The sequence below is a fragment of the Streptomyces longwoodensis genome (assembly GCF_001514125.1).
In the GTDB taxonomy this organism is placed as follows: Bacteria; Actinomycetota; Actinomycetes; order Streptomycetales; family Streptomycetaceae; genus Streptomyces; species Streptomyces longwoodensis.
On sequence record NZ_KQ948551.1, the window covers coordinates 688,849 to 711,719 of the forward strand.

General features: G+C 75.2%; 19 protein-coding genes. 6 read left to right on the plus strand and 13 right to left on the minus strand.

Going from position 1 to position 22,871, the window contains the following annotated elements:
* The first annotated feature begins 65 nt into the window (after nucleotides 1-65).
* From AQJ30_RS12105 to AQJ30_RS12125, 5 genes are all read left to right on the plus strand, one after another.
* On the plus strand, nucleotides 66-917 hold the full coding sequence (locus AQJ30_RS12105; protein WP_067232381.1) for an ABC transporter substrate-binding protein: 852 nt from the start codon (nucleotides 66-68) through the stop codon (nucleotides 915-917).
* Nucleotides 914-1,747: an amino acid ABC transporter permease gene (locus AQJ30_RS12110; protein WP_067232384.1), complete on the plus strand. Its 834-nt coding sequence runs from the start codon at nucleotides 914-916 to the stop codon at nucleotides 1,745-1,747. The genes AQJ30_RS12105 and AQJ30_RS12110 overlap by 4 nt, the downstream gene beginning before the upstream one ends.
* The gene (locus tag AQJ30_RS12115) at nucleotides 1,744-2,535 is read left to right on the plus strand and encodes an amino acid ABC transporter ATP-binding protein (RefSeq protein ID WP_067232386.1); all 792 of its coding nucleotides are present in this window, start codon (nucleotides 1,744-1,746) and stop codon (nucleotides 2,533-2,535) included. Before AQJ30_RS12110 ends, AQJ30_RS12115 begins: the two co-directional genes overlap by 4 nt.
* A 68-nt stretch (nucleotides 2,536-2,603) precedes the next feature.
* Nucleotides 2,604-3,695, plus strand: coding sequence for an amidohydrolase family protein (locus AQJ30_RS12120; protein ID WP_067232389.1), 1,092 nt, complete (start codon nucleotides 2,604-2,606; stop codon nucleotides 3,693-3,695).
* A 257-nt stretch (nucleotides 3,696-3,952) separates the two neighbouring features.
* The gene (locus AQJ30_RS12125; protein WP_067232392.1) at nucleotides 3,953-4,849 is read left to right on the plus strand and encodes an SCO1860 family LAETG-anchored protein; all 897 of its coding nucleotides are present in this window, start codon (nucleotides 3,953-3,955) and stop codon (nucleotides 4,847-4,849) included.
* A 31-nt stretch (nucleotides 4,850-4,880) separates the two neighbouring features.
* On the opposite strand, the gene cobC is transcribed toward AQJ30_RS12125, so the two are convergent.
* From cobC to cobM, 6 genes are read right to left on the minus strand one after another with little or no spacing between them, the layout of a single operon-like run.
* Entirely contained in the window at nucleotides 4,881-5,936 is a 1,056-nt protein-coding gene (cobC, locus tag AQJ30_RS12130; RefSeq protein ID WP_067232394.1) for an Rv2231c family histidinol phosphate aminotransferase CobC, read from the minus strand.
* Nucleotides 5,926-6,843, minus strand: a complete 918-nt coding sequence (locus tag AQJ30_RS12135) for a sirohydrochlorin chelatase (RefSeq protein ID WP_067232396.1) — start codon at nucleotides 6,841-6,843, stop codon at nucleotides 5,926-5,928. Before AQJ30_RS12135 ends, cobC begins: the two co-directional genes overlap by 11 nt.
* The gene (locus tag AQJ30_RS12140) at nucleotides 6,840-7,427 is read right to left on the minus strand and encodes a precorrin-8X methylmutase (RefSeq protein WP_067232399.1); all 588 of its coding nucleotides are present in this window, start codon (nucleotides 7,425-7,427) and stop codon (nucleotides 6,840-6,842) included. The genes AQJ30_RS12135 and AQJ30_RS12140 overlap by 4 nt, the downstream gene beginning before the upstream one ends.
* Nucleotides 7,424-9,097: a precorrin-3B C(17)-methyltransferase gene (cobJ, locus tag AQJ30_RS12145; RefSeq protein WP_067232401.1), complete on the minus strand. Its 1,674-nt coding sequence runs from the start codon at nucleotides 9,095-9,097 to the stop codon at nucleotides 7,424-7,426. The genes AQJ30_RS12140 and cobJ overlap by 4 nt, the downstream gene beginning before the upstream one ends.
* A complete protein-coding gene (locus tag AQJ30_RS12150) occupies nucleotides 9,094-10,341 on the minus strand; it encodes a bifunctional cobalt-precorrin-7 (C(5))-methyltransferase/cobalt-precorrin-6B (C(15))-methyltransferase (protein ID WP_067232403.1) in 1,248 nt (415 codons plus the stop codon). The genes cobJ and AQJ30_RS12150 overlap by 4 nt, the downstream gene beginning before the upstream one ends.
* Nucleotides 10,338-11,156 (minus strand): precorrin-4 C(11)-methyltransferase, encoded by an 819-nt coding sequence (cobM, locus tag AQJ30_RS12155; RefSeq protein WP_067232406.1) that lies wholly within the window; start codon nucleotides 11,154-11,156, stop codon nucleotides 10,338-10,340. The genes AQJ30_RS12150 and cobM overlap by 4 nt, the downstream gene beginning before the upstream one ends.
* Before the next feature lie 121 nt (nucleotides 11,157-11,277).
* On the opposite strand from cobM, the gene AQJ30_RS12160 reads away from it, so the two are divergent.
* Nucleotides 11,278-12,006, plus strand: a complete 729-nt coding sequence (locus AQJ30_RS12160) for a ZIP family metal transporter (RefSeq protein ID WP_067232408.1) — start codon at nucleotides 11,278-11,280, stop codon at nucleotides 12,004-12,006.
* Between the two features lie 17 nt (nucleotides 12,007-12,023).
* On the opposite strand, the gene cobI is transcribed toward AQJ30_RS12160, so the two are convergent.
* From cobI to AQJ30_RS12195, 7 genes are read right to left on the minus strand one after another with little or no spacing between them, the layout of a single operon-like run.
* Nucleotides 12,024-12,770, minus strand: a complete 747-nt coding sequence (gene cobI, locus AQJ30_RS12165; RefSeq protein WP_067232410.1) for a precorrin-2 C(20)-methyltransferase — start codon at nucleotides 12,768-12,770, stop codon at nucleotides 12,024-12,026.
* A complete protein-coding gene (locus AQJ30_RS12170; protein WP_425424139.1) occupies nucleotides 12,755-14,146 on the minus strand; it encodes a cobyrinic acid a,c-diamide synthase CobB in 1,392 nt (463 codons plus the stop codon). Before AQJ30_RS12170 ends, cobI begins: the two co-directional genes overlap by 16 nt.
* Nucleotides 14,143-14,742 (minus strand): cob(I)yrinic acid a,c-diamide adenosyltransferase, encoded by a 600-nt coding sequence (gene cobO, locus AQJ30_RS12175; RefSeq protein WP_067232415.1) that lies wholly within the window; start codon nucleotides 14,740-14,742, stop codon nucleotides 14,143-14,145. The genes AQJ30_RS12170 and cobO overlap by 4 nt, the downstream gene beginning before the upstream one ends.
* A complete protein-coding gene (locus tag AQJ30_RS12180; protein WP_067232417.1) occupies nucleotides 14,742-16,745 on the minus strand; it encodes a putative cobaltochelatase in 2,004 nt (667 codons plus the stop codon). The genes cobO and AQJ30_RS12180 overlap by 1 nt, the downstream gene beginning before the upstream one ends.
* Entirely contained in the window at nucleotides 16,742-20,395 is a 3,654-nt protein-coding gene (gene cobN / locus AQJ30_RS12185) for a cobaltochelatase subunit CobN (RefSeq protein WP_211278966.1), read from the minus strand. The genes AQJ30_RS12180 and cobN overlap by 4 nt, the downstream gene beginning before the upstream one ends.
* A complete protein-coding gene (locus AQJ30_RS12190) occupies nucleotides 20,392-21,900 on the minus strand; it encodes a cobyric acid synthase (RefSeq protein WP_067232422.1) in 1,509 nt (502 codons plus the stop codon). Before AQJ30_RS12190 ends, cobN begins: the two co-directional genes overlap by 4 nt.
* Complete coding sequence (locus AQJ30_RS12195; RefSeq protein WP_067232424.1) at nucleotides 21,897-22,841, minus strand: cobalamin biosynthesis protein; 945 nt, start codon at nucleotides 22,839-22,841, stop codon at nucleotides 21,897-21,899. The genes AQJ30_RS12190 and AQJ30_RS12195 overlap by 4 nt, the downstream gene beginning before the upstream one ends.
* Between the last annotated feature and the right edge of the window lie 30 nt (nucleotides 22,842-22,871).

Sequence of the window (22,871 nt, forward strand, 5' to 3'; positions counted from 1 at the left end):
GTTTGAGGCCCCCAAACGCCTCCTTATAATCGGAACGCACAGTTCCCACCCAGGGAGATTCCCCCATGAACACGCTCCTCGGGCGCCGCGCCCGCATCCTGGCCGCCACCACCGCGACGGCCGGACTGGTCCTCGTGGCCGGCTGCACGTCGAGCGACGACGGCGGCAGCGGCTCCAAGACCGCCGCCGGCGGGGTCGAGCTCGTCAAGGCCGGCCGGCTCACCACCTGCACCCACCTGCCCTACCCGCCCTTCCAGTCGGAGATCGACGGCAAGGTGCAGGGCTTCGACGTCTCCCTCATCGACCTGGTCGCCAAGGACCTCGGCGTGCAGCAGAGCATCCTCGACACGCCGTTCGAGAACTTCAAGACCGGCGCGTTCCTCAACTCCGGTGAGTGCGACCTGGCCGCCGCCGGCATGACCATCACCGAGGAGCGCAAGAAGAACGTCGACTTCTCCGACCCCTACTTCGACGCCACCCAGGCCGTCCTGGTCGACAAGAAGAGCGGCGTCAACTCCCTCGCCGACGTCAAGGCCAAGGGCGTCAAGCTCGGCGCCCAGGCGCAGACCACCGGTGAGGACTACGCGAAGAAGCAGGGCTTCGACCCGGTCTCCTTCGAGTCCTCCGACGCCGTCCTCAACGGCCTGCGCACCGGCCAGGTCAAGGCCGTCATCATCGACTACCCGGTGGTGCAGGGCTGGCTGAAGGACAAGGCCAACGCCTCCGCGTTCAAGGTGGTCGACAACCTCAACACCGGTGAGGAGTACGGCTTCACGGTGAAGAAGGGCAACACCAAGCTGCGCACCGCCATCAACAAGGCCATCGCCGACGCCAAGGCGGACGGCACGTACAAGAAGCTGTACGAGAAGTGGATCGGCCCGTACGACGCGTCCGCGGCCTCCCCGTCGGCCTCATGACCGCCACCGACACCGAACTCCAGCCCCGCGCCAAGGGGCTGACCCGGCGTCAGAAGCGCCGTCTGTCGCGCGGCGCGCAGTACGTCGTCTTCGTCGCCGCCGTGGTCGCCCTCGCGGTCACGGCGGACTGGGGACGGCTGAAGAACCAGTTCGCGCAGTGGGACATCGCCCGGCAGATGTTCCCCGACGTCATCACGCTCGCGCTGAAGAACACCGTGCTGTACACGGTGTCCGGCTTCGTCGTCGGACTCGCGCTCGGCATGATCGTCGCGCTGATGCGGCTGTCGTCGGTGGGCCCCTACCGCTGGCTGGCCGGGATCTACATCGAGATCTTCCGCGGCCTGCCCGCCCTGCTGATCTTCATCTTCATCGGCGTCGCGGTCCCGCTCGCCTTCCCCGGCACGGAGATCGTCGGCGGCACCTACGGCAAGGTCGCGCTCGCGCTCGGCCTGGTCGCCGCCGCCTACATGGCCGAGACGATCCGTGCCGGCATCCAGGCGGTGCCCAAGGGGCAGATGGAGGCGGCCCGTTCGCTGGGCTTCTCCCCGGCCCGGGCGATGGTCTCGATCATCATCCCGCAGGCGTTCCGCATCATCCTCCCGCCGCTGACCAACGAACTGGTGCTGCTGTTCAAGGACTCCTCGCTGGTCCTCTTCCTCGGCGTCACCCTGGAGGAGCGCGAACTGTCCAAGTACGGCCGCGACCTGGCCAGCACCACCGCCAACTCCACGCCGATCCTGGTGGCCGGCCTGTGCTACCTGCTGATCACCATCCCGCTCGGCTTCGTCGTGCGCCGCATGGAGGCCAAGGCCCAGGAGGCCGTCAAGTGAGCCGACCCGAGATCGAGATCAAGGGCCTGCACAAGTCCTTCGGCGACAACCACGTGCTGCGCGGCATCGACCTGGAGATCGGCCAGGGCGAGGTCGTCTGCGTCATCGGCCCCTCCGGCTCCGGCAAGTCGACCCTGCTGCGCTGCGTCAACCTGCTGGAGGAGCCCAGCCAGGGGCAGGTCGTCGTCGGCGGAACCGAGGTCACCGACCCGGACGTCGACATCGACGCCGTACGCCGCCGCATCGGCATGGTCTTCCAGCAGTTCAACCTGTTCCCGCACCTCACGGTGACCGAGAACCTCACCCTGCCGCAGCGCCGGGTGCTGCGGCGGGGCAAGGCCGAGGCCGCGCGGGTCGCCGCCGAGAACCTCCAGCGGGTCGGCCTCGCGGAGAAGGCGGACGCCTACCCGTCCTCCCTGTCCGGCGGCCAGCAGCAGCGCGTCGCCATCGCCCGCGCGCTCGCCATGGGCCCCGAGGTGATGCTCTTCGACGAGCCCACCTCGGCCCTCGACCCGGAACTGGTCGGGGACGTCCTCGCGGTGATGCGCATGCTCGCGCAGGAGGGCATGACGATGATGGTCGTCACCCACGAGATGACCTTCGCCCGCGAGGTCGCCGACCGGGTCGTCTTCATGGACGGCGGGGTGGTCGTCGAGGACGGCGCCCCCGGGCAGGTCATCGCCCACCCCCGCCACGAGCGCACCCGCCACTTCCTGTCCCGCCTCCTCGACCCGGCGATGGCCGACGTCGAGGAGGGCACCTCCGACCAGGTCGGCAAGGACGGCTGACCCGACCGCCGTGCCGCCCTTCCCGGGGGCGGTGACCGGGCACCGGCCCGCTGGCTAAGGTGCGGTGCATGAGCGATCGCGCGGTGCTGCACGTGAGGGGCAGGGTCCTGGCCGGGCCCGAGGACGTCCGGGACGAGCTGTGGGTGGTCGGCGGCCGGGTCTCCTACGACCGCCCGGCCGGCGCCCGGGACGTCACCACCGTCGAGGGCTGGGCCCTGCCCGGACTCGTCGACGCCCACTGCCACGTGGGCCTCGGCGCCCACGGCCCGGTCGACGCCGACGTGGCCGAGAAGCAGGCCCTGACCGACCGCGAGGCGGGCACCCTGCTGATCCGCGACGCGGGCTCGCCCTCGGACACCCGCTGGGTGGACGACCGCGAGGACCTCCCGAAGATCATCCGGGCGGGCCGGCACATCGCCCGCACCCGCCGCTACATCCGCGGCTACGCCCACGAGGTGGAACCCGCCGACCTCGTCGCGTACGTCGCCCGTGAGGCCCGGCGCGGCGACGGCTGGGTCAAGCTGGTCGGCGACTGGATCGACCGCGACCTCGGCGACCTGGCCGCCTGCTGGCCGCGCGAGGCGGCGGAGGCGGCCATCGCCGAGGCGCACCGGCTGGGCGCGCGGGTCACCGCGCACTGCTTCGCCGAGGACTCGCTGCGCGACCTGGTCGAGTCGGGCATCGACTGCGTCGAGCACGCGACCGGCCTCACCGAGGACCTGGTCCCGCTGTTCGCCGAGCGCGGTGTCGCCATCGTCCCGACGCTCGTCAACATCGCCACGTTCCCCGACCTCGCCGCGGGCGGCGAGCAGAGGTACCCGGCCTGGTCGGCCCACATGCGCCGGCTGCACGCACGCCGCTACGACACCGTGCGCGCCGCGTACGACGCCGGCGTCCCGGTGTTCGTCGGCACCGACGCCGGCGGCTCCCTCCCGCACGGCCTGGTGGCCGCCGAGGTCGGGGAACTCGTCACGGCGGGCCTGCCGCCCCTGCACGCCCTCGCGGCGGCCACCTGGTCGGCCCGCGCCTGGCTCGGCCGCCCCGGGCTCGACGAGGGCGCCCCCGCCGACCTGGTGGTCTACGACACGGACCCGCGCGAGGACGTCCGGGTGCTCGCGGCACCGCGCCGCATCGTGCTGAACGGCACGGTGGTCGGCTGACAGCCGACGGGTTGACGGACCGTGACCCCGCGGGCCGGCGGGCGTTGTGCACTCCGTCCCGCGCGCCGGGCGTCGAGCGGCCGGCCCGCCCGTCCGGAGGGACGCGCGCGACGGAAGGGAACACCCGTGCCGCAGGATTCGAAACTGCGCGCGGAAACCCCACGATGGGGTGAAGTCCGTCCGGATCGCCGCCCGTTCACCCGGAGTGCGTAATTCTGTGCTGGTCCCGAGACTGTCTCCTCTGGGGGTCCCACACCGTGAACGGCACCACCTTCCGCATGCCCGCACACCGTCTCGCCGCCGCCGCGGCGGCCACCGCCCTCGCCGCGGGTCCCGCGGTCCTGGCCGGCGCGGCGCCCGCCCACGCCACCGGCGACCGGGGCAGCGCGCGCGCCGCCGTCCTGCGCACCGGCCTGGACGTGTCCCTGCTCAACAAGACCGTCCAGGTCCCGCTGGCGCTCTCCCTCGACGAGGTGCGGGCCCCGCGCAGCGCGGAGAAGACCTCGCTCACGGCGACGCTGGACGGCGTCGACGGGGGCCGCCCCTTCAACGTGCTGAAGGCGGAGGTCGCCCGGGCGGAGGCGACGGTGACCGCGGACCGGGCCGAGGCGTCGACCCGGCTGGCCCGGGCCCGCCTCCACGTCCCCGGCCTGCCGCTGCTGTCGGTGGTCGAGGTGGACGCGGTGACCGCGAAGGCCACCTGCGCGCGGGGCGCGGCCCCGGTGGCCTCCGCGACGCTCCCGGCCTCCGTGACCGTCCTCGGCAAGCGCGTCTCCGTGACCACCGGCGGCACCACCGACGTGAAGGTGCCCGGCGTGGGCGAGGTCCGCCTCGACTTCGCCCACCGTGCGACGACGTCCCGGACCGCGGCGGCGACCGCACTCCGACTGCGGGTCACGGTCAACCCGTTGCACCTGAACGTGGCCGAGGTCGAGGGCACCCTCACCCTGGCCGAGGCGGCGTGCGAGGCCCCGCCGCCCCGCCCCGCGTCCCACCCCGCCCCGAAGCCCGAGGTGAAGCCCCAGGGCGCCCCGCAGACGGCCGACCTGGCGGAGACGGGCGGTACCTCCGTGACCCCGTGGCTGGCCGCGGGCGCGACGGTCCTGCTGGCGACGGGGGCGGGAGCGGTGGCCCTGGCGCGGCGCAGGAACTGACGCCGGGGGAGCGGCGGGGACAGGGGCGGGGTCAGGTGCGGGACGTCAGGGCCTTGTCCAGGGCCTGGAGGAACGCGTTCACCGTCCCCCGGTCCCGCACCGCCACCCGCAGCCAGTCCTCGCCCAGCCCCGGGAACGTGTCTCCGCGCCGCACCGCGAAGCCCAGGTCGCGCAGCCGCCGTCGTACCGCCGTGGCACCCGGGACGCCGAGCAGCACGAACGGCCCCTCGGCCGGGCCCGCGACCCGTACGCCGTCCGCGGCGAACTCCTCGAGCCCGGCCACCAGATGGGCCCGGTCGGTCGCCACCCGGTGTGCCGCACGGTCCGCCTCCGCGAGGGCCCGCGCGGACACGCACGCCTCGGCCGCCGCCAGCGCCGGGGTCGACACCGGCCACAGCGGCTGCGCCCGCTCCAGCGCCGCGATCGTCCCGGGCCCGGCCAGGACGTACCCGATCCGCAGGCCCGCCAGCCCCCACGTCTTGGTGAGGCTGCGCAGCACCACCAGGCCGGGTACGTCGGTCCGTCCGGCCAGCGCCTCCCGCTCGCCGGGCACCGCGTCCATGAACGCCTCGTCCACGACCAGCGTCCGCCCGGGCCGGGCCAGCCCGGCGATCACGTCCGCCGGGTGCAGCACCGACGTCGGGTTCGTGGGGTTCCCGATCACCACCAGGTCGGCGTCCTCGGGCACGGCCCCCGCATCGAGCCGGAAGCCGTCCTCCGCCCGCAGCAGCACCCGGCCCACCTCGTGCCCCGCGTCCCGCAGCGCCGCCTCCGGCTCCGTGAACTGGGGGTGCACCACGACCGGCCGCCGGACCGGCAGCGCCCGGGCCAGCAGCACGAACGCCTCGGCCGCGCCCGCCGTCAGCAGCACCCGCTCGGCCGGCAGCCCGTGCCGCGCGGCCACCGCCGCCCGCGCCGCCCGCCCGTCGGGGTAGGCGGCCAGGGAGGCCAGCGAACCGGCGACCACCTCGCGCAGCCAGGGCGGCGGGGTGCCGGCCCGCACGTTCACGGCGAGGTCGACCAGCGCCGCCCCGTCGTCGCGGACCTCCGCGTCCCCGTGGTGGCGCAGGTCGTGCTCAGTGGGCATGGGCGTGACCGTGCCCGTGGTGGTGCCCGTGCCCGTGGTGGTGGTCGCCGTCGTCGTCCGGGTGGAAGTGCGGCTGCTGCGGCATCCCCACCTTGTCCTCGAACCCGGGCAGCGCGATCCGGTACACGCACGAGTCGCAGTTCATCCGCAGGTCGCCCTTCACGGCCTCCGCGTACCGCTCCATCACCAGGTCCAGCAGCTCCGGCTCCGGCCCGATGACGTCCGCCGAGCGCACGTCCACGTCCGGGTGCGCGGCCGCCCACTCCTCGGTCTGCCGGCGCACCCGGTCCGGCAGGATGCCGGTGAACAGGAAGTACGGCAGCACGACGATCCGCCGCGCGCCCAGCCGCGCGCACCGCTCCAGGCCGCTCGGCACGTCCGGCGCCGCCAGCGACACGAACGCCGTCTCCACCGCGCCGTACCCGCGCCCCTCCCACAGCAGCCGGGCCGCCTTGCACACCTCGGCGTTGGCGTCCGGGTCGGTCGAACCGCGCCCGACCAGCAGCACGGTCACCTCGGCGCGGTCCACCCCGTCCAGCACCTCGTCCAGGCGGCGCTCCAGGACCCGCAGCAGCGACGGGTGCGGGCCCAGCGGACGGCCGTAGGTGTACGAGATCCCCGGGTGCCGCTCCTTCTCGCGGGCCAGCGCGGCCGGGATGTCGCCCTTGGCGTGCCCGGCGGACACCAGCATCAGCGGGACGGCGGCGAAGCGCCGTACGCCCCGCTCGACCAGGTCGGTGACCGCGTCGCCCAGCGGCGGCGGCGACAGCTCGATGAACCCGCCCGCGACGGGCAGTTCGGGGTGGCGGCGCCCCAGCTCCCGGACGAAGTCGCGGAACGCCTCGGCTCCGGCGTCGTCTCGCGTGCCGTGGCCGGCGATGAGCAGGGCGGGCGGCGGGGTGGTCACGATGTCTCCTCGACGGAAGTGGGGTGGTACAGCAGGGCGTTGAGCGCGGCCGAGGCCACCGCCGACCCGCCCTTCTCGGACACGTTGCTCACGGCGGGCAGCCCGCTCTCGCGCAGCGCGGCCTTGGACTCGACGGCGCCGACGAAGCCGACGGGCAGCCCGATCACGAGCGCGGGCCGCGCGTCCAGCGTGAGCAGTTCCTCCAGCGCGGTCGGCGCGTTGCCGATCACCCAGAGGGCGCCGGGCCCGACCTGCTCGTACGCGAGCCGGACGCCGTGCGCGGACCGGGTCAGTCCGGGACCGGCGACGGCGTCCCCCAGCCGGCACACGGTCTCCCGGCGGGTGATGCCGGCGCCGACCATCTCGACGTCGACGACGACCGGCGCCCCGGCGTGCAGCGCGGCGTGCGCCGCGACCAGTTCGGCCTCGTCCATGACGAGGTCGTCGGCGTACTCCAGGTCGGCGGCGGAGTGGATCACCCGCTCCACCACCGCCCGGGTCAGCGGCGGGAAGTGCGAGGTGTCGAGCCGGGCGCGCAGCCGCCGGTAGGACTCCTCCTCGATGGGGTGGACGACGCGGTTCACTCGGCCCCCTCCTGCCAGCGGTAGCCGCGCGGGGTCACCATGCGGCCCGCGATGTCCCGGGTCGCGGTGTTGCCCACGGTCACCACGGTCATCATGTCGACGGTCGCCGGGTCCAGGGCGCCCAGCGTGGTCAGCCGCGCGGACCCGTCGGGCCGGGAGGCGTTGCGCACCACGCCGACGGGCGTGTCCGGCGTCCGGTGCCCGGCGAGGACCGCCAGCGCCTTGGGCAGCTGCCAGTCCCGGCCGCGCGAGCGGGGGTTGTAGAAGGTCACCACGAGGTCCGCCTCGGCCGCGGCCCGCACCCGCCGCTCGATGACCTCCCACGGCGTGTGCAGGTCGGACAGGCTGATCGACACGTGGTCGTGGCCCAGCGGCGCCCCGAGGATCGCGGCGGCGGCCAGGGCCGCCGTGACGCCGGGCACGCCGACCACGTCGATGTCGTCGGACGCCTCGGCGAGCGCCGGGGAGGCCATCGCGTACACGCCCGCGTCGCCGCTGCCGATCAGCGCCACCGCGTGGCCCGCGCGGGCCTCGGCGACCGCGGTGCGGGCCCGCTCCTCTTCCGCGCCGAGCCCCGACTCCAGCACCCGGGTGCCGGGCCGCAGCAGGTCGCGGATCTGGTCGACGTACTGGTCGAGCCCCACCAGCACGGAGGCGCGCCGCAGTTCGTCCCGGGCGCGCGGGGTGAGCAGGTCCCGGGCGCCGGGCCCGAGGCCCACCACCGCGAGCCGTCCGCGCCCCGGCCGCCGGACGACGGCGCAGGTGGCCATGGCCGACTTCCGCTTGGGCACGAGGAGTTGCCCGCCCCGCACGAGGGCGGCGGCCTCCGCGACCGAGGGCGTGCCGACGGCCGCGAGCGGCGCCGCCGACGGGTTCGGCACGTCGACGGCCGCGAGCTCCCCGGCGGAGTACGTCACCACCGGCACCCCGAGCCTCGCGGCGGCCGCGAGGATGCCCGGCTCGTCCGACTTGGCGTCCACGGTGGCCAGTTCGGCCACGCTGCGCGCCGAGAGGCCCGCGTCCCGCAGCGCCTCCTCGACCAGGCCCAGCACCTCGTCGGCCGGGACGCCCCGGGAAGCGCCGACGCCGACGACCAGGGTCGGCGGACGCAGCAGCACCTCGCGCGGCCCCGCCTCGACGGCACGGTCCGTCAGCCGCACCGTGTGCGCCGCGGGCCCGTCCGCGAACGGCACCGGCGGCAGCGGCCAGGTCACCTCCGCGTCGAGCGCGACCGGTTCGCCGTCGAGCAGCGCCCGGCTCACGCCCGCGACGTCGCCCTCGACCGGCAGGCCCAGGGTGTCCAGGCCCGGCAGGTCCACGGCGTCGGTGGCCGTGGTCACCACCGGGCGGGCGCCCAGCACCTCGCCGACCTCGACGGCGAGGGCGTTCGCGCCGCCCCCGTGGCCGCCGAGCAGCGACACGGCGAACCGGCCGGCCTCGTCGACGCACACCACCCCGGGGTCGGCCGCCTTGCCGGCGAGCAGCGGCGCCACGAGCCGGACGACCGCCCCCGTGGCCAGGAAGCACACGAGCTGCTCGCACTCCGCGAACGCCCGCCGCACGGCGTCCGCCACGGGACCCTCGTACACGCGCGTGCGGTCCGGCCACGCCGCGGCCAGCCGGTCGCGCGCCGCCGCCCCCGCCGCGGTGGCGGAAATCAGGCCGATCACTGAGCAACTCCTTCGTTCGTCGCGGGGGGCCGTACCCCCCACAGCAGGAAAACGGGATTGGTGGCGGCCAGCCGGGTCACGTCCCCGGGCAGCGGCGCCAGCCGCGACGACTGCAGCAGCACGCCGTCGCAGGCGAACCCGGCGCCGGTGAGCGCCGCCCGGGCCGCCGGCACCCGGTCGAGCGCGGCCAGCGCCACGACCACGGTCCGGCGCGCCCGCCGCGCGCACGCGGCCACCACGTCCGCCAGCTCGCGCCCGCCCCCGCCGACGAACACCGCGTCGGGGTCGTCCAGCGCGTCCAGCGCCTCCGGCGCGGTGCCGTGCACCACGTGCACGTCGACGCCGTGCGCGGCCGCGTTGGCGCGGATCCGCCCGGCCCCGTCGGCGGCCTTCTCCACCGCCGAGACCGCGGCGCCCAGCCGCGCGCACTCCACGGCCACCGAGCCGGAGCCCGAGCCGACGTCCCACACCAGGTCGCCGGGGCGGGGCCCCAGCCGGGCCAGGGCCAGCGCCCGCACCTCGAACTTGGTGATCATCGAGTCCCGGTGGGCGAACGCCTCCTCCGCCAGGGCCCAGCCCGCGGGCCCCGGCCCCCGCCCCGCCAGCGTCCGCGCGCCGCCGCCCGGCGTGCGCCGCTCGTCCAGGCTGACGACCACGCTCACCGCCATGCCCCAGTCGCGCTCCGCGGCCTCGGCGGGCGTCACCCGCTCCAGCCGCTCCTGCGGGGAGCCCAGCGCGGTCGCCACGACCAGCGTGCGTGCGTACGGCCGCAGCGCGGCACCGATCTCCGCCGGGCCCGCGCCCGGGCCGGTCAGCACCGCCACCTTCGGCTGCGCCCGGCACACGTTCACCGCGGTGCGCAGGTCCCGCCCGTGCGCGCTGACGACGACGGCGTCCTCCCAGGTCAGCCCGAGCCGCGCGAACGCCGCCGCGACGGACGACACCCCGGGCCGCACGGTGAGCCGGTCGGGGCCGAACCGCTCGGCCAGCACCCGTACGATCCCGAAGAACCCCGGGTCGCCGGAGGCCAGCACGACCACCCGGCGCCCCGCGTGGACGGACGCCTCGATCGCGTCCAGCGCCGGGGCCAGCGGCCCGAGCACGACCCGCTCGGCCGTCCCCGGCACCGCGGCCGCGTCCAGGTGCCGCCGGCCGCCCACGACCAGCTCGGCGCCCGCCAGGACGTCGGGGGAGGCGTCCGCGCCGGCCGGCCCGCCCGTCCCCGTGCCCACGACCGTGATCACGTACTCGCCCCCCGCTCGCGCAGCGCCCGGCGGGCCTGCGGGTCCGCCTTGCGGAAGCCGTGGAAGTGCCCCGGGTGGTAGAGGTGCGAGCGCGTGCCGTGCGCGTCCAGCGCCGGCCCGACCAGGAACAGCGTGTGCTTCCAGAGCTTGTGCTCCTTGACCGTCTCCTCCAGCGTGCCGATCGTGCACTTCACGACCAGCTCCTCCGGCCAGGTCGCCTGGTGGGCGACGACGACCGGGGTGTCCGTGGGGTAGCCGCCCTCCAGCAGCTCCCGCACCAGCTGCCCGCTGCGAGCGGCCGACAGGAAGACCGCCATGGTGGTCCCGTGCCGGGCGAACTCCCGCACCTCCTCACCGGGCGGCATGGGCGTCTTGCCGCCGCCGAGCCGGGTCAGCACCACCGACTGGGCGACCTCCGGGATGGTCAGCTCGCGCTGCGCGAGCGCCGCCACCGCCGAGAACGACGACACCCCCGGGACGACCTCGGTCGCGATGCCCAGCGCGTGGCAGCGGTCCAGCTGCTCCTGGGTACCGCCCCACAGCGCCGGGTCGCCGGAGTGGATGCGGGCGACGCGCAGGCCCTCGCGGTGGGCCCGCTCGTACACGGCGACGACGTCCTCCAGGGACATGGTCGCCGAGTCCAGCACCTCCGCGCCCTCGCGCGCGTGCTCGAGGACCTCCGCCTGGACCAGGCTGGCCGCCCAGATCACCACGTCGGCCTCGGCGATGGCGCGCGCGGCGCGGAACGTCAGCAGGTCGGCGGCGCCGGGGCCGGCACCGACGAAGGTCACCTTGCCGGTGGGGGCATCGGCCATGGGTTCGGTCCTCTCGAAACGTGCGGAACAAGCAGGGATGTAACGGGCGTCGCGGGACGGATCAGCCGTCCCGGGGTGGCCGGATGTGCGCGGCCGGGGGTTGATCGGATACGAAGGGGCCATGGCGGTCCTCGTCGCGCTCGGCGCGTTCCTGATGACGCTGGCCGGCGGCTGGACGGCACAGCGTGTGACCGACCGTCGCCACCTGGTGCTGGGCCTGGCCGGCGGGCTGATGCTCGGCGTGGTCGGCCTGGACCTGCTGCCGGAGGCCCTGGAGGCGGCCGGCGCGGAGGTGTTCGGCGTCCCGGCCGCGCTGCTGCTGTTCGTGGCCGGCTTCCTGCTGGCCCACCTGATGGAGCACCTGCTCGCCGGGCGCACGGCCGCGCACGGCGCGGGGGAGCACGGCCACCGCGTCCCCGAGGTGGGCCTGACGGCCGCGGCCGCGATGGTCGGCCACAGCGCCATGGACGGCGTGGCGATCGGCGCGGCCTTCCAGGTCGGCGGCGGCATGGGCACCGCGGTCGCGCTGGCGGTCGTGGCCCACGACTTCGCCGACGGCTTCAACACGTACACGATCACGAGCCTGTACGGGAACGACCGCCGCAAGGCACTGACCATGCTGTTCGCGGACGCCGTGGCCCCGGTGGCCGGCGCCGCCTCGACGGCGTTCGTCACCATTCCGGAGCAACTGCTCGGCGGCTACCTCGGCCTCTTCGGCGGAGCGCTGCTCTACCTCGCCGCCGCCGAGATCCTGCCCGAGGCCCACCACGCCCACCCGGCCCGTTCGACCCTGCTGTGCACGGTCGCCGGTACGGCCTTCATCTGGCTGGTGGTGGGCCTGGCGAGCTGACCGGGCGACGGCGGGGCTCACAGCTTGCCGCCCCGCCCGCCGTCGCGCCGCGCGGGCGCGATGAGCGTCGACAGGTACGGCAGCGGCTCGGCGTCCATCCCGGCCGCCGGCCGGATGCTCTCCCCGGGCAGCCCGAGCGAGGCGCCCCACACGGCGTCGTCGAGCCGCCCGGTCTCCCGCAGCACCTCGGCGACCTCGGCGGCGTGCCGGCCGAACTTGTACGCCACCACGGTGCCCGGCCCGGCCAGCGCGTCCTTCAGCACCGCCGACCCGGCGGTCACCGGCACCAGCGTCAGCGGTTCGGTGCCCTCGGTCAGCACGGCGCCCGAGCGCGCGGCCAGGTCCTGCATCGCGGTGATGCCCGGCACCGTCTCCACGGCCACGCCCGGCACCAGCTCCCCGACGGTGTGCGCGAGGTAGGTGAACGTCGAGTACACGTTCGGGTCGCCGATGGTGGCGAACGCGACCGTGCCGTGCCGCCCGAGCAGCTCGGCGACCTGCCGGCCGGCCTCGTCCCAGGCGGCCTCGCGGCGCGCCCGGTCGGTCCGCTCGTTCAGCGCGAACACCACGCGCAGCACCTTCTCCGCGGGCACGTAGTGCAGCACCGTCGCCTCCGCGCGCCCCCGCTCCCCGGTGTCCATCACCGGCACGACGACGACGTCGGCGGCCCGCAGGGCGTTGACGCCCTTGACGGTCACCAGCTCCGGATCCCCGGGACCGACCCCGATGCCGATCAACCTGCCGCTGCTCATGACGTCCGGCACCTCTCCACGAACCGACGGGCGACACCGGGCTCGGACGCCCAGTGCGTGTGCAGATAACTGGCGTGCACGCCGTGCTGCACGAAGCCTTCGACCCGCCGCACGGGCGTCCGCACGCCCCAGGCGGGAGCGGCACCGGCGCCGGGCTCGACGACGGTGCGGTGGAACTCGTGGCCCCGCATCCGCGTGCCGGCCGCGGCCAGCGCGCTGTCCCCGACGGCCACGGCGTCCCGGTAGCCGAGCGTCAGCCGGTCCGTCATGCGGGCGGTCGCGTCGAGCACCCCGCACATCGGCCGCCCGTCCAGCTCCCGGCACAGGTAGAGCAGCCCCGCGCACTCGGCGGCCACGGGGGCGCCGGAGTACGCCAGGTCGGCGACGGCCTTGCGCAGCGGCTCGTTGGCGGACAGCTCGCCGGCGTACACCTCCGGGAACCCGCCGCCGATCACCAGCCCCCGCGTCCCCTCGGGGAGCCGCTCGTCCCGCAACGGATCGAACGTGACGACCTCGGCCCCGGCGGCGGCGAGCAGCTCGGCGTGCTCGGCGTAGGAAAAGGTGAACGCCTCACCACCGGCAACAGCGACCACGGGTTTCGACCCGCGCCCCTCGACCGACCGAGGCGGGCGGTCGTGGGTGGGCGAGCCGGGGGTCCAGGGGGCGGAGCCCCCTGGTACGGCACCGGCACCCCGGGCCAGTGTTTCGAGGGCATCCAGATCACACCCCCGTACGACCAGGTCGGCCATCGCCGCGACGGAGTCGACCGCGGCGGCCCGCCGCTCGGCCACGGGCACCAGCCCGAGGTGCCGCGACGGCGTGGACACCGGCTCGGCCCGCCGCAGGGCGCCCAGCACCGGCACCCCGCACGACTCCAACGCCTCCCGCAACAGCGCCTCGTGCCGGTCCGAGCCGACCTTGTTCAGGATCACGCCCCCGATCCGCACCCCGGGGTCCCACGAGGCGAACCCGTGCACCAGCGCCGCCACCGACCGCGACTGCGCGGAGGCGTCCACCACCAGCACCACCGGCGCCCCGAGCAGCTTGGCGACCTGCGCGGTGGAGGCCAGTTCGCCCTCCCCGGCGGCCCCGTCGTACAGCCCCATCACGCCCTCGACCACGGCGAGGTCGCACCCGCGCGCGCCGTGCAGGAACAGCGGGGCGATCAGCTCCGGTCCGCACAGGTACGCGTCGAGGTTGCGGCCGGTCCGCCCGGTGGCGAGCGCGTGGTACCCGGGGTCGATGTAGTCCGGGCCCACCTTGTGCGGGGACACGGCGAGCCCCCGCGCGGCGAACGCGGCCATCAGCCCGGTGGCGACGGTGGTCTTGCCGCTGCCCGAGGAGGGCGCGGCGACCACCAGCCGGGGCACGGACGACGGGGAGGTCACCACTCGATGCCCTTCTGGCCCTTCTGGCCGGCGTCCATCGGGTGCTTGACCTTGGACATGTCGGTCACGAGGTCGGCGAAGTCCACCAACTTCTCCGGGGCGTTGCGCCCGGTGATCACCACGTGCTGGGTGCCGGGCCGGTCCCGCAGCACGGAGACGACCTCGTCGGTGTCGACCCACCCCCAGTGCATCGGGTAGGCGAACTCGTCGAGCACGTACAGCCGGTACGTCTCGGCGGCCAGGTCGCGCTTGACCTGCTCCCAGCCCTCGCGGGCCTTCTCCTCATTGTCCATCTGGGCGTCCCGCTGAACCCAGGACCACCCCTCGCCCATCTTGTGCCAGTCGACGGTGCCGCCCTCGCCGGAGGCGCCGAGGACGCGCAGCGCGTTCTCCTCGCCGACCTTCCACTTCGCCGACTTGACGAACTGGAACACCCCGATCGGCCACCCCTGGTTCCAGGCGCGCAGCGCGAGCCCGAAGGCGGCCGTCGACTTGCCCTTGCCGACGCCGGTGTGCACCACGACCAGCGGACGGTTGCGTCGCTGACGGGTCGTCAGGCCGTCGTCCGGTACGACACTCGGCTGTCCCTGCGGCATTACGCTGCCCTCCTGCTCGTCCCTTGAACGTCCTTGACCAGTCCGGCGATCGCGTCCGCCCGCAGCTCGTCGAGCGTGACGGCCGTGCCGCCCAGCTCGGCGGCGAGCTGTCCCGCGAGCCCGAGCCGCACCGGCCCCGACTCGCAGTCCACGACCACCGACGCGACCTGCTCGGCCGCGAACAGCCGCGCCGCCCGCCCGGCGAGCGCCACCGGCTCGGGACCACCGGTGGCCCTGCCGTCGGTCACCACCACGACCAGCGCCCGGCGCGCCGGGTCCCGCAGCCGCTCCACGCGCAGCACCTCGTGCGCCTTCAGCAGCCCGGCGGCCAGCGGGGTGCGGCCACCGGTCGGCAGCGACTCGAGCCGTGCCGCGGCCGCGTCGACCGACGAGGTCGGCGGCAGCGCCACGTCGGCGGCGGAGCCCCGGAAGGTCACCAGCCCCACCTTGTCCCGCCGCTGGTAGGCGTCCAGCAGCAGCGACAGCACGGCGCCCTTCACGGCGCTCATCCGCTGCCGTGCCGCCATCGACCCGGAGGCGTCCACCACGAACAGCACGAGGTTGCCCTCGCGCCCCTCCCGCGCCGCCTGCCGCAGGTCGTCCCGGCGGATCACCAGACCCGGCCCGGACCGGCCGCGCGCCCGCTGGTGCGGGGCCGCCGCCTGCACGGTGGCGGCCAGGTGCAGCTTGGTCAGCGCGCCCCGCGGGCGCCGGGCCCCGGTGGTGCGGCCGTGTTCGGTCCGGGCCCGCGAGCGCCGCCCGGCGGCGCCCTCGCCGATGCCGGGCACGCTCAGCGCCTTGGTGCGGAACGGCTCCGCGGCCCGCGCCGCCGGCTGCTCGCCCGCGCCCGCTCCGGACGGCTGCGGCTCGCCGCCGTCGCCCTCCTCGGGGCGCGCCCCGGTGTCGCCGCCGCCCTGCGGGCCCGCGTCGGGCGCCGGCCCGCCACCGCCGCCGCCCGGACCGTCGGGGTCGGGGTCGTCGTCGGGGGACTCGCCGGAGAACTCCTCCAGCGTCCGGTCCAGTTTGTCCTCGTCCAGCCCGGGCGCGTCGAAGGGGTTGCGGCGGCGCCGGTGCGGCAGCGCGAGCAGCGCCGCCTGCCGCACGTCCTCGGCGAGCACGTCGGTCCGCCCGGCCCACGCGGCCAGCGCGGTCGCCGTGCGCGCCATCACGATGTCCGCGCGCATGCCGTCCACCTCGAACGCCGCGCAGGTCGCCGCGATCTGCCGCAGCGCCCCGTCGCCCAGCCGCACCTGCGGCAGCAGCTCCCGCGCCGCCACGATCCGCTGCCGTACGGCGGCCTCCTCGCCGGCCCAGCGCGCGGCGAAGCCGGCCGGGTCGTCGTCGTACGCGAGCCGGCGCCGGACCACCTCCACCCGCTGGTCGGGCTCGCGGGAGGCGGCGACCTCCACGGTCAGCCCGAACCGGTCGAGCAACTGCGGCCGCAGCTCGCCCTCTTCGGGGTTCATGGTGCCGACGAGCAGGAACCGCGCCGCGTGCCGCACCGAGACGCCCTCGCGCTCCACGTACGAGGCGCCCATCGCCGCCGCGTCCAGGAGCAGGTCGACCAGGTGGTCGTGGAGCAGGTTGACCTCGTCGACGTACAGGATGCCGCGGTGCGCGTCGGCCAGCAGGCCCGGCTCGAACGCCTTGACGCCCTCGGCGAGCGCCCGCTCGATGTCGAGCGCGCCGACCAGCCGGTCCTCCGAGGCGCCGACGGGGAGTTCGACCATCCGGGCGGGCCGGTGCGCGCCCAGCCCCGCCTCGTGCGGCCCGTCCGGGCACGAGGGGTCGGGGGAGGCCGGGTCGCAGGAGAACCGGCAGCCGGGCACCACGGCCACCTCGGGCAGCAGCGCCGACAGCGCGCGCACGGCGGTGGACTTCGCGGTGCCCTTCTCGCCGCGCACCAGCACCCCGCCGACGGCCGGCGAGACGGCGTTCAGCAGCAGCGCGAGCCGCAGGTCGTCCTGACCGACGACGGCGGTGAAGGGAAAGGGGGTGGTCACTGGTCGTCGCCCTCCAGGTCGCCTTCGAGCTCCAGATAGGTGGCCCGCAGCCGCTCCAGCGTGTCCGCGTCCGGCTCGGCCCACAGGCCCCGGTCCGCCGCCTCCAGCAGCCGCTCGGTGATCCCGCGCAGCGCCCACGGGTTGGACTGCTTCATGAAGTCCCGGTTCTCCGGGTCGAAGACGTACTCGGCGCTGAGCTTCTCGTACATCCAGTCGTCGACCACGCCCGCCGTGGCGTCGTAGCCGAACAGGTAGTCCACGGTCGCCGCCATCTCGAAGGCGCCCTTGTAGCCGTGCCGGCGCATCGCCGCCATCCAGCGGGGGTTGACCACGCGGGCCCGGAACACACGGTGCGTCTCCTCGCCCAGCGTGCGCGTCCTGACCTGGTCCGGGGTGGCCGAATCACCCACGTACGCCTCGGGGTTGGCGCCGGTCAGGTGCCGGACCATGGCGACCATGCCGCCGTGGTACTGGAAGTAGTCGTCCGCGTCGACCAGGTCGTGCTCGCGGGTGTCGACGTTCTTCGCCGCCACCGCGATCCGCTTGAACGCGGTCTCCATGTCCCCGCGCGCCGCCCGCCCGTCGAGCCCGCGCCCGTAGGCGTAGCCGCCCCACACCGCGTACACCTCGGCGAGGTCGGCGTCGGAGCGCCAGTTGCGGGCGTCGATCAGCGGCAGCAGGCCGGCGCCGTACGCGCCCGGCTTGGAGCCGAAGACGCGGGCCGTGGCCCGGCGCCGGTCGCCGTGCCCGGCGGTGTCCTCGTCGGCGTGCGCCTTGACGAAGTTGCGGTCGGCGGGCTCGTCCAGCTCGGCGACGGCCCGCACCGCGTCGTCGATCAGCCCGACGACGTGCGGGAAGGCGTCCCGGAAGAACCCGGAGATACGGACCGTCACGTCGATGCGCGGCCGGCCCAGCTCGGCGAGGGGCACCACCTCGAAGCCGGTCACCCGGCGCGAGGCGTCGTCCCACACGGGGCGGCAGCCCAGCAGCGCCAGGATCTCGGCGATGTCGTCGCCCTGGGTGCGCATCGCGGAGGTGCCCCAGACAGTGAGCCCGACGGACTTCGGGTACTCCCCGGTGTCCTGGAGGTACCGGGCGACCAGGGAGTCGGCGAGGGACTGCCCGACCTCCCAACTGAGGCGGGACGGGATGGCCTTGGGGTCGACGGAGTAGAAGTTGCGGCCCGTCGGCAGCACGTTGACCAGGCCGCGGGTGGGCGAGCCGGAGGGGCCCGCGGGCACGTAACCGCCGTCCAGGGCCCGCAGGATGTGCCCGATCTCGTCGGTCGTGCGGGCCAGGCGCGGCACGACCTCGGTGCACGCGAACTCCAGCACGGCGACGGCGTCGGGCAGTTCGGTGCCGACCACGTCCGCGACGAGGGACCGGACGGCGGAGACGTCCCAGCCGCGCTCCTCCAGGCCCTCCGCGAGCCGCCGGCACAGCTGCTCCAGCAGGTCGACCGCGTCGGACGCGGTGCGCGCCGGCCCCTCCACCAGGTCGGTCAGCTCCACCGGCACCTTCACCGGGGCGCCGGGCTCGGCCAGCAGTTCCTTCTCGTCCAGCCCGAAGTGGGCGGCCAGCGAGGCCCGCAGACCCGGCAGCGCGTTCGCCTGCCCGCCCCACACCTGCGAGGCGCGCAGCACGGCCAGGACCAGGTTCACCCGGGGCTCGCCGACCGGACCGCCGCCGAGGACGTGCAGGCCGTCGCGGATCTGGACGTCCTTGATCTCGCACAGGTAGCCGTCGATGTGCATGACGAACTCGTCGAACGCCTCGTCGTCCGGCTGTTCGTCGACGTGCAGGTCGTGGTGCAGCTCGGCCGCCTTGACCAGCGTCCAGATCTGCGCCCGCACGGCCGGCGCCTTGGTCGGGTCGAGGTCGCTCACCAGGGCGTACTCGTCGAGGAGTTGCTCCAGTTTGGCGAGGTCGCCGTAGGTGTCGGCGCGGGCCATGGGCGGCACCAGGTGGTCGACGACCGTGGCGTGCCCGCGCCGCTTGGCCTGGGTGCCCTCACCGGGGTCGTTCACGATGAACGGGTAGACCAGCGGCAGGTCGCCGAGCACGGCGTCCGGGGCACACCCGGCGCCCAGGCCGAGGCCCTTGCCGGGCAGCCACTCCATCGTGCCGTGCTTGCCCATGTGCACGATCGCGTCGGCGCCGAAGCTGTTGTCCAGCCAGCGGTAGGCGGCCAGGTAGTGGTGCGAGGGCGGCATGTCGGGGTCGTGGTAGATGGCGATGGGGTTCTCGCCGAAGCCGCGCGGCGGCTGGATCATCACGACGACGTTCCCGAACTGCAGGGAGGCCAGCACGATGTCGTCGCCGTCGACGTACAGGGAGCCCGGCGGCTCGCCCCACGCCTCGGTCATCGCGTCCCGCAGCTCCGGGTCGAGCCGGCCGAACCACTCCTGGTAGTCGGCGAGCGGCACCCGGGCGGGCGCGGCGGCGAGCTGGTCCTCGGTCAGCCACTCCACGTCGTGCCCGCCGGCCTCGATCAGCCGGTGGATCAACTCGTCGCCGCCGTCGGGGTACTCGGTGAGCGAGTAGCCCGCGTCGCGGAGCGCGTCGAGGACCCGCACCGCCGAGGCGGGCGTGTCCAGGCCGACCGCGTTGCCGACCCGGGAGTGCTTGGTCGGGTAGGCGGTGAAGACCAGCGCGACCTTCTTCTCGGCGTTCGGCGTGTGCCGCAGGCGCGCGTGCCGGACGGCGATCCCGGCGACGCGGGACGCCCGCTCGGGGTCGGCCACGTACACCGGGACCTCGTCCGGGCCCTGCTCCTTGAAGGAGAACGGCACGGTGATGAGCCGGCCGTCGAACTCGGGGATCGCGACCTGCATCGCGGCGTCCATGGGCGCGAGGGCCGCGTCGGACTCCTCCCAGGCGCTCCGCGAGGAGGTGAGGCACAGGCCCTGCAGCACGGGGACGTTCAGCTCCGCGAGCGCGCCGACGTCCCACGCCTCCTCGTCGCCGCCCGCGGACGCCTGCGAGGCGTGCGTGCCGCCGGCCGCGAGGACGGTGGCGACCAGTGCGTCGGCGCGGCCCAGCAGCTCGTACAGCCCGGCGTCGGCGCCGCGCAGTGAACCGCAGTACACCGGCAGGGCGTTGGCCCCGTGGGCCTCGATCGCCTCGCACAGGGTGTCCACGAAGGCGGTGTTGCCGCTCAGTTCGTGCGCCCGGTAGAACAGCACGCCCACGGTGGGGCGTCCGTCGCGCAGCGCGTACCCCTCGTGCACGCCGTACTCCGGCATCCGGTGCGGCTCGGCGAAGCCCTCGCCGGTCAGCAGCACGGTGTCGGAGAGGAACCGGGACAGCTCCAGCAGGTTCGCGGGACCGCCCTCGACCAGGTACTTCAGCGCCTCCGCGACCACACCCGCGGGCACGCTGGACTCGGCCATCAGCTCCGCGTCCGGCACGGCCTCGCCGCCCAGCAGCACGGTCGGCACGCCGGACGCCTTCAGCGCGGCCAGCCCGTCCTCCCAGGCGCGCTTGCCGCCGAGCAGCCGTACGACGGCGAGGTCCGCGCCGCGCAGCAGGTCCGGCAGTTCCCCGGCGACGTCGACGCGGGTGGGGTTGCCGATGCGGTAGTCGGCGCTGGAGGCCCGGGCCGCCAGCAGATCGGTGTCGGCGGTCGACAACAACAACACTGTGCTCATGCGGGCGCTCCCGGTGGAATGAAAGGCAGTCCTTGCGGCGCGCCCGACTCGATGAGCCGCCACAGCGCGTCCGTGTCCGCGTGCTGTTCGATCAGGTCGCCGAGCCGGTCGAGCTGCTCCTCGCGCAGCGCGGCGAACGAGGTGTCGGGGGCCGGCACGAAGCGGCGGCCCGCGGCGGCGGCCACCTCGCGCAGGAACGCCCGCCGGAAGCCGTCCGACTCCAGCGAGCCGTGCCAGTGCGTGCCCCAGGTGTGGCCGACGCGGCAGCCGTCCAGGAAGGGCTCCCCGCCCCGCACGTCGGCGACACCGTGGTGGATCTCGTACCCCTCGACCGGCTCGCCGAGGGCCTGTCCGGCCGGCCGGGTGAGGGTCTTCTCGCGGGCGAACCGCACCCGCACGGGCAGCACACCGAGCCCGTCGACCGCGCCGGCCCGTGACTCGACCTCGTCCTCGATGTGTTCGCCGAGGATCTGGAAGCCGCCGCAGATGCCGAGGACCGGGCGTCCTTCGGCGGCCCGGCGCACCAGGGCGTCGGCCAGGCCGCGTTCGCGCAGCCAGGCCAGCGCCCGCACGGTGCCGCGCGTGCCCGGGACGATCACCAGGTCGGCGTCGGCCAGTTCCTCGGGCCGGTCCACGAACCGCACCACGACGCCCGGTTCGGCGGCCAGGGCGTCCACGTCGGTGAAGTTGGACATCAGCGGGACCGCGCACACGGCGACCCGCAGCACGTCCTCGCCGACGGGCGGGCTGACCGTGGACTCGCGGACGGTGCCGCGCAGCGACACACGCAGTCCGTCCTCCTCGTCGATGCCGAGCCCGTGCCGGAACGGCAGCACGCCGTAGGTGCGCCGTCCGGTGAGGCCGTGGAGCATGTCCAGGCCCGGCTCCAGCAGCGACACGTCGCCGCGGAACTTGTTCACCAGGAACCCGGCGACCAGCTCCTGGTCCTCGGGCGCGAGCAGGGCGACGGTGCCGAAGAAGGAGGCGAAGACGCCACCGCGGTCGATGTCGCCGACCACCAGCACCGGCAGCCGCGCGCCCCGCGCGATCCCCATGTTGACGATGTCGGTGCGCCGCAGGTTGATCTCGGCCGGGCTGCCCGCCCCCTCACAGATCACCGCGTCATACGTGCCCCGCAACTCGGCCAGGCAGTCCAGCACGGTGCCGAGCAGCCGCTGCTGGCGTCCGCCGTGGTAGCCGCGGGCGCTCATCTCGCCCACCGGCTTGCCCAACAGCACGACCTGACTGCTCTGTTCGCCCCCGGGCTTGAGCAGTACCGGGTTCATCTGCGCGGTCGGCTCGATCCGGCAGGCCTGCGCCTGCATCGCCTGCGCCCGCCCGATCTCGGCGCCCTCGCGCGTCACGAACGAGTTCAGCGACATGTTCTGCGCCTTGAACGGCGCCACCTTCACGCCGCGGCGCACCAGCCACCGGCAGATCCCGGCGGTGACGACGCTCTTGCCGGCGTCGGAGGTCGTACCGGCGACCAGGAGCCCCCCGTTCACTTCCCACGTCCCTTCCACAGCAGGCGCGCCCCGGCGGTGACGCCGAGCGCGAGCAGGCCGACGCGCCGGGACAGCCGTACGGCCCGGTCGATGTCGGTGACGGCGACGGGGCGCCCGGCGGCCCCGTTGAGCACCGGCCGGTGCTCGACCCGGCCGCCGTAGGAGAGCGTCCCGCCCAGGCGCACGCCGAGCGCGCCCGCGAACGAGGCCTCCACGGGGCCGGCGTTGGGGCTGGGGTGGCGGCCGGCGTCGGCGCGCCAGGCGCGGACCGCGCCGCGCGGGTCGGGTCCGGCGAGCGCGGCGAGCACGGCGGTCAGCCGGGCCCCCGGCCAGCCGGCGACGTCGTCGAGGCGGGCGGAGGCCCAGCCGTAGCGCAGGAAGCGCGGCGACCGGTGGCCGACCATCGCGTCCAGGGTGTTCACCGCGCGGAAGCCGAGCAGCCCCGGCACCCCCCCGACGGCACCCCACACCAGGGCGCCGACCACCGCGTCGGAGGTGTTCTCGGCGACGGACTCCACGACGGCCCGGGCGATCCCGTCGGCGTCCAGCGCCTGCGGGTCGCGGCCGCACAGGTGCGGCAGCCGCGCGCGGGCCGCCTCGACGTCCCCGTCCCGCAGCGCCCGCCCGACGGCCCCGGCCTCGCGGGCGAGCGAGGTGCCCCCGACGACCGCCCAGGTCGCCGCGGCGGTCAGGGCGACGGAGGCGGCGGGGGAGCGGCGCACGGCCCGTTCGGCGACGACCCCGAGGGCGACGGCGCCTCCGGCGCACACGGCGGTGTGCAGGGCGCCCCAGCCGCGGTGGTCGCGCCACAGGAGGCGCTCCACGGCCCCGGCCGCGCGTCCGAACGCGGCGACCGGATGCCCGCGGCGCGGGTCACCGAGGAGCAGGTCACCGAGGAGTCCGGCGGCGGCGCCGTACGCATACGAGCGATCGGCACCCATCGGCTCAGCCGGCCGTGCGCGCGGGGGCGG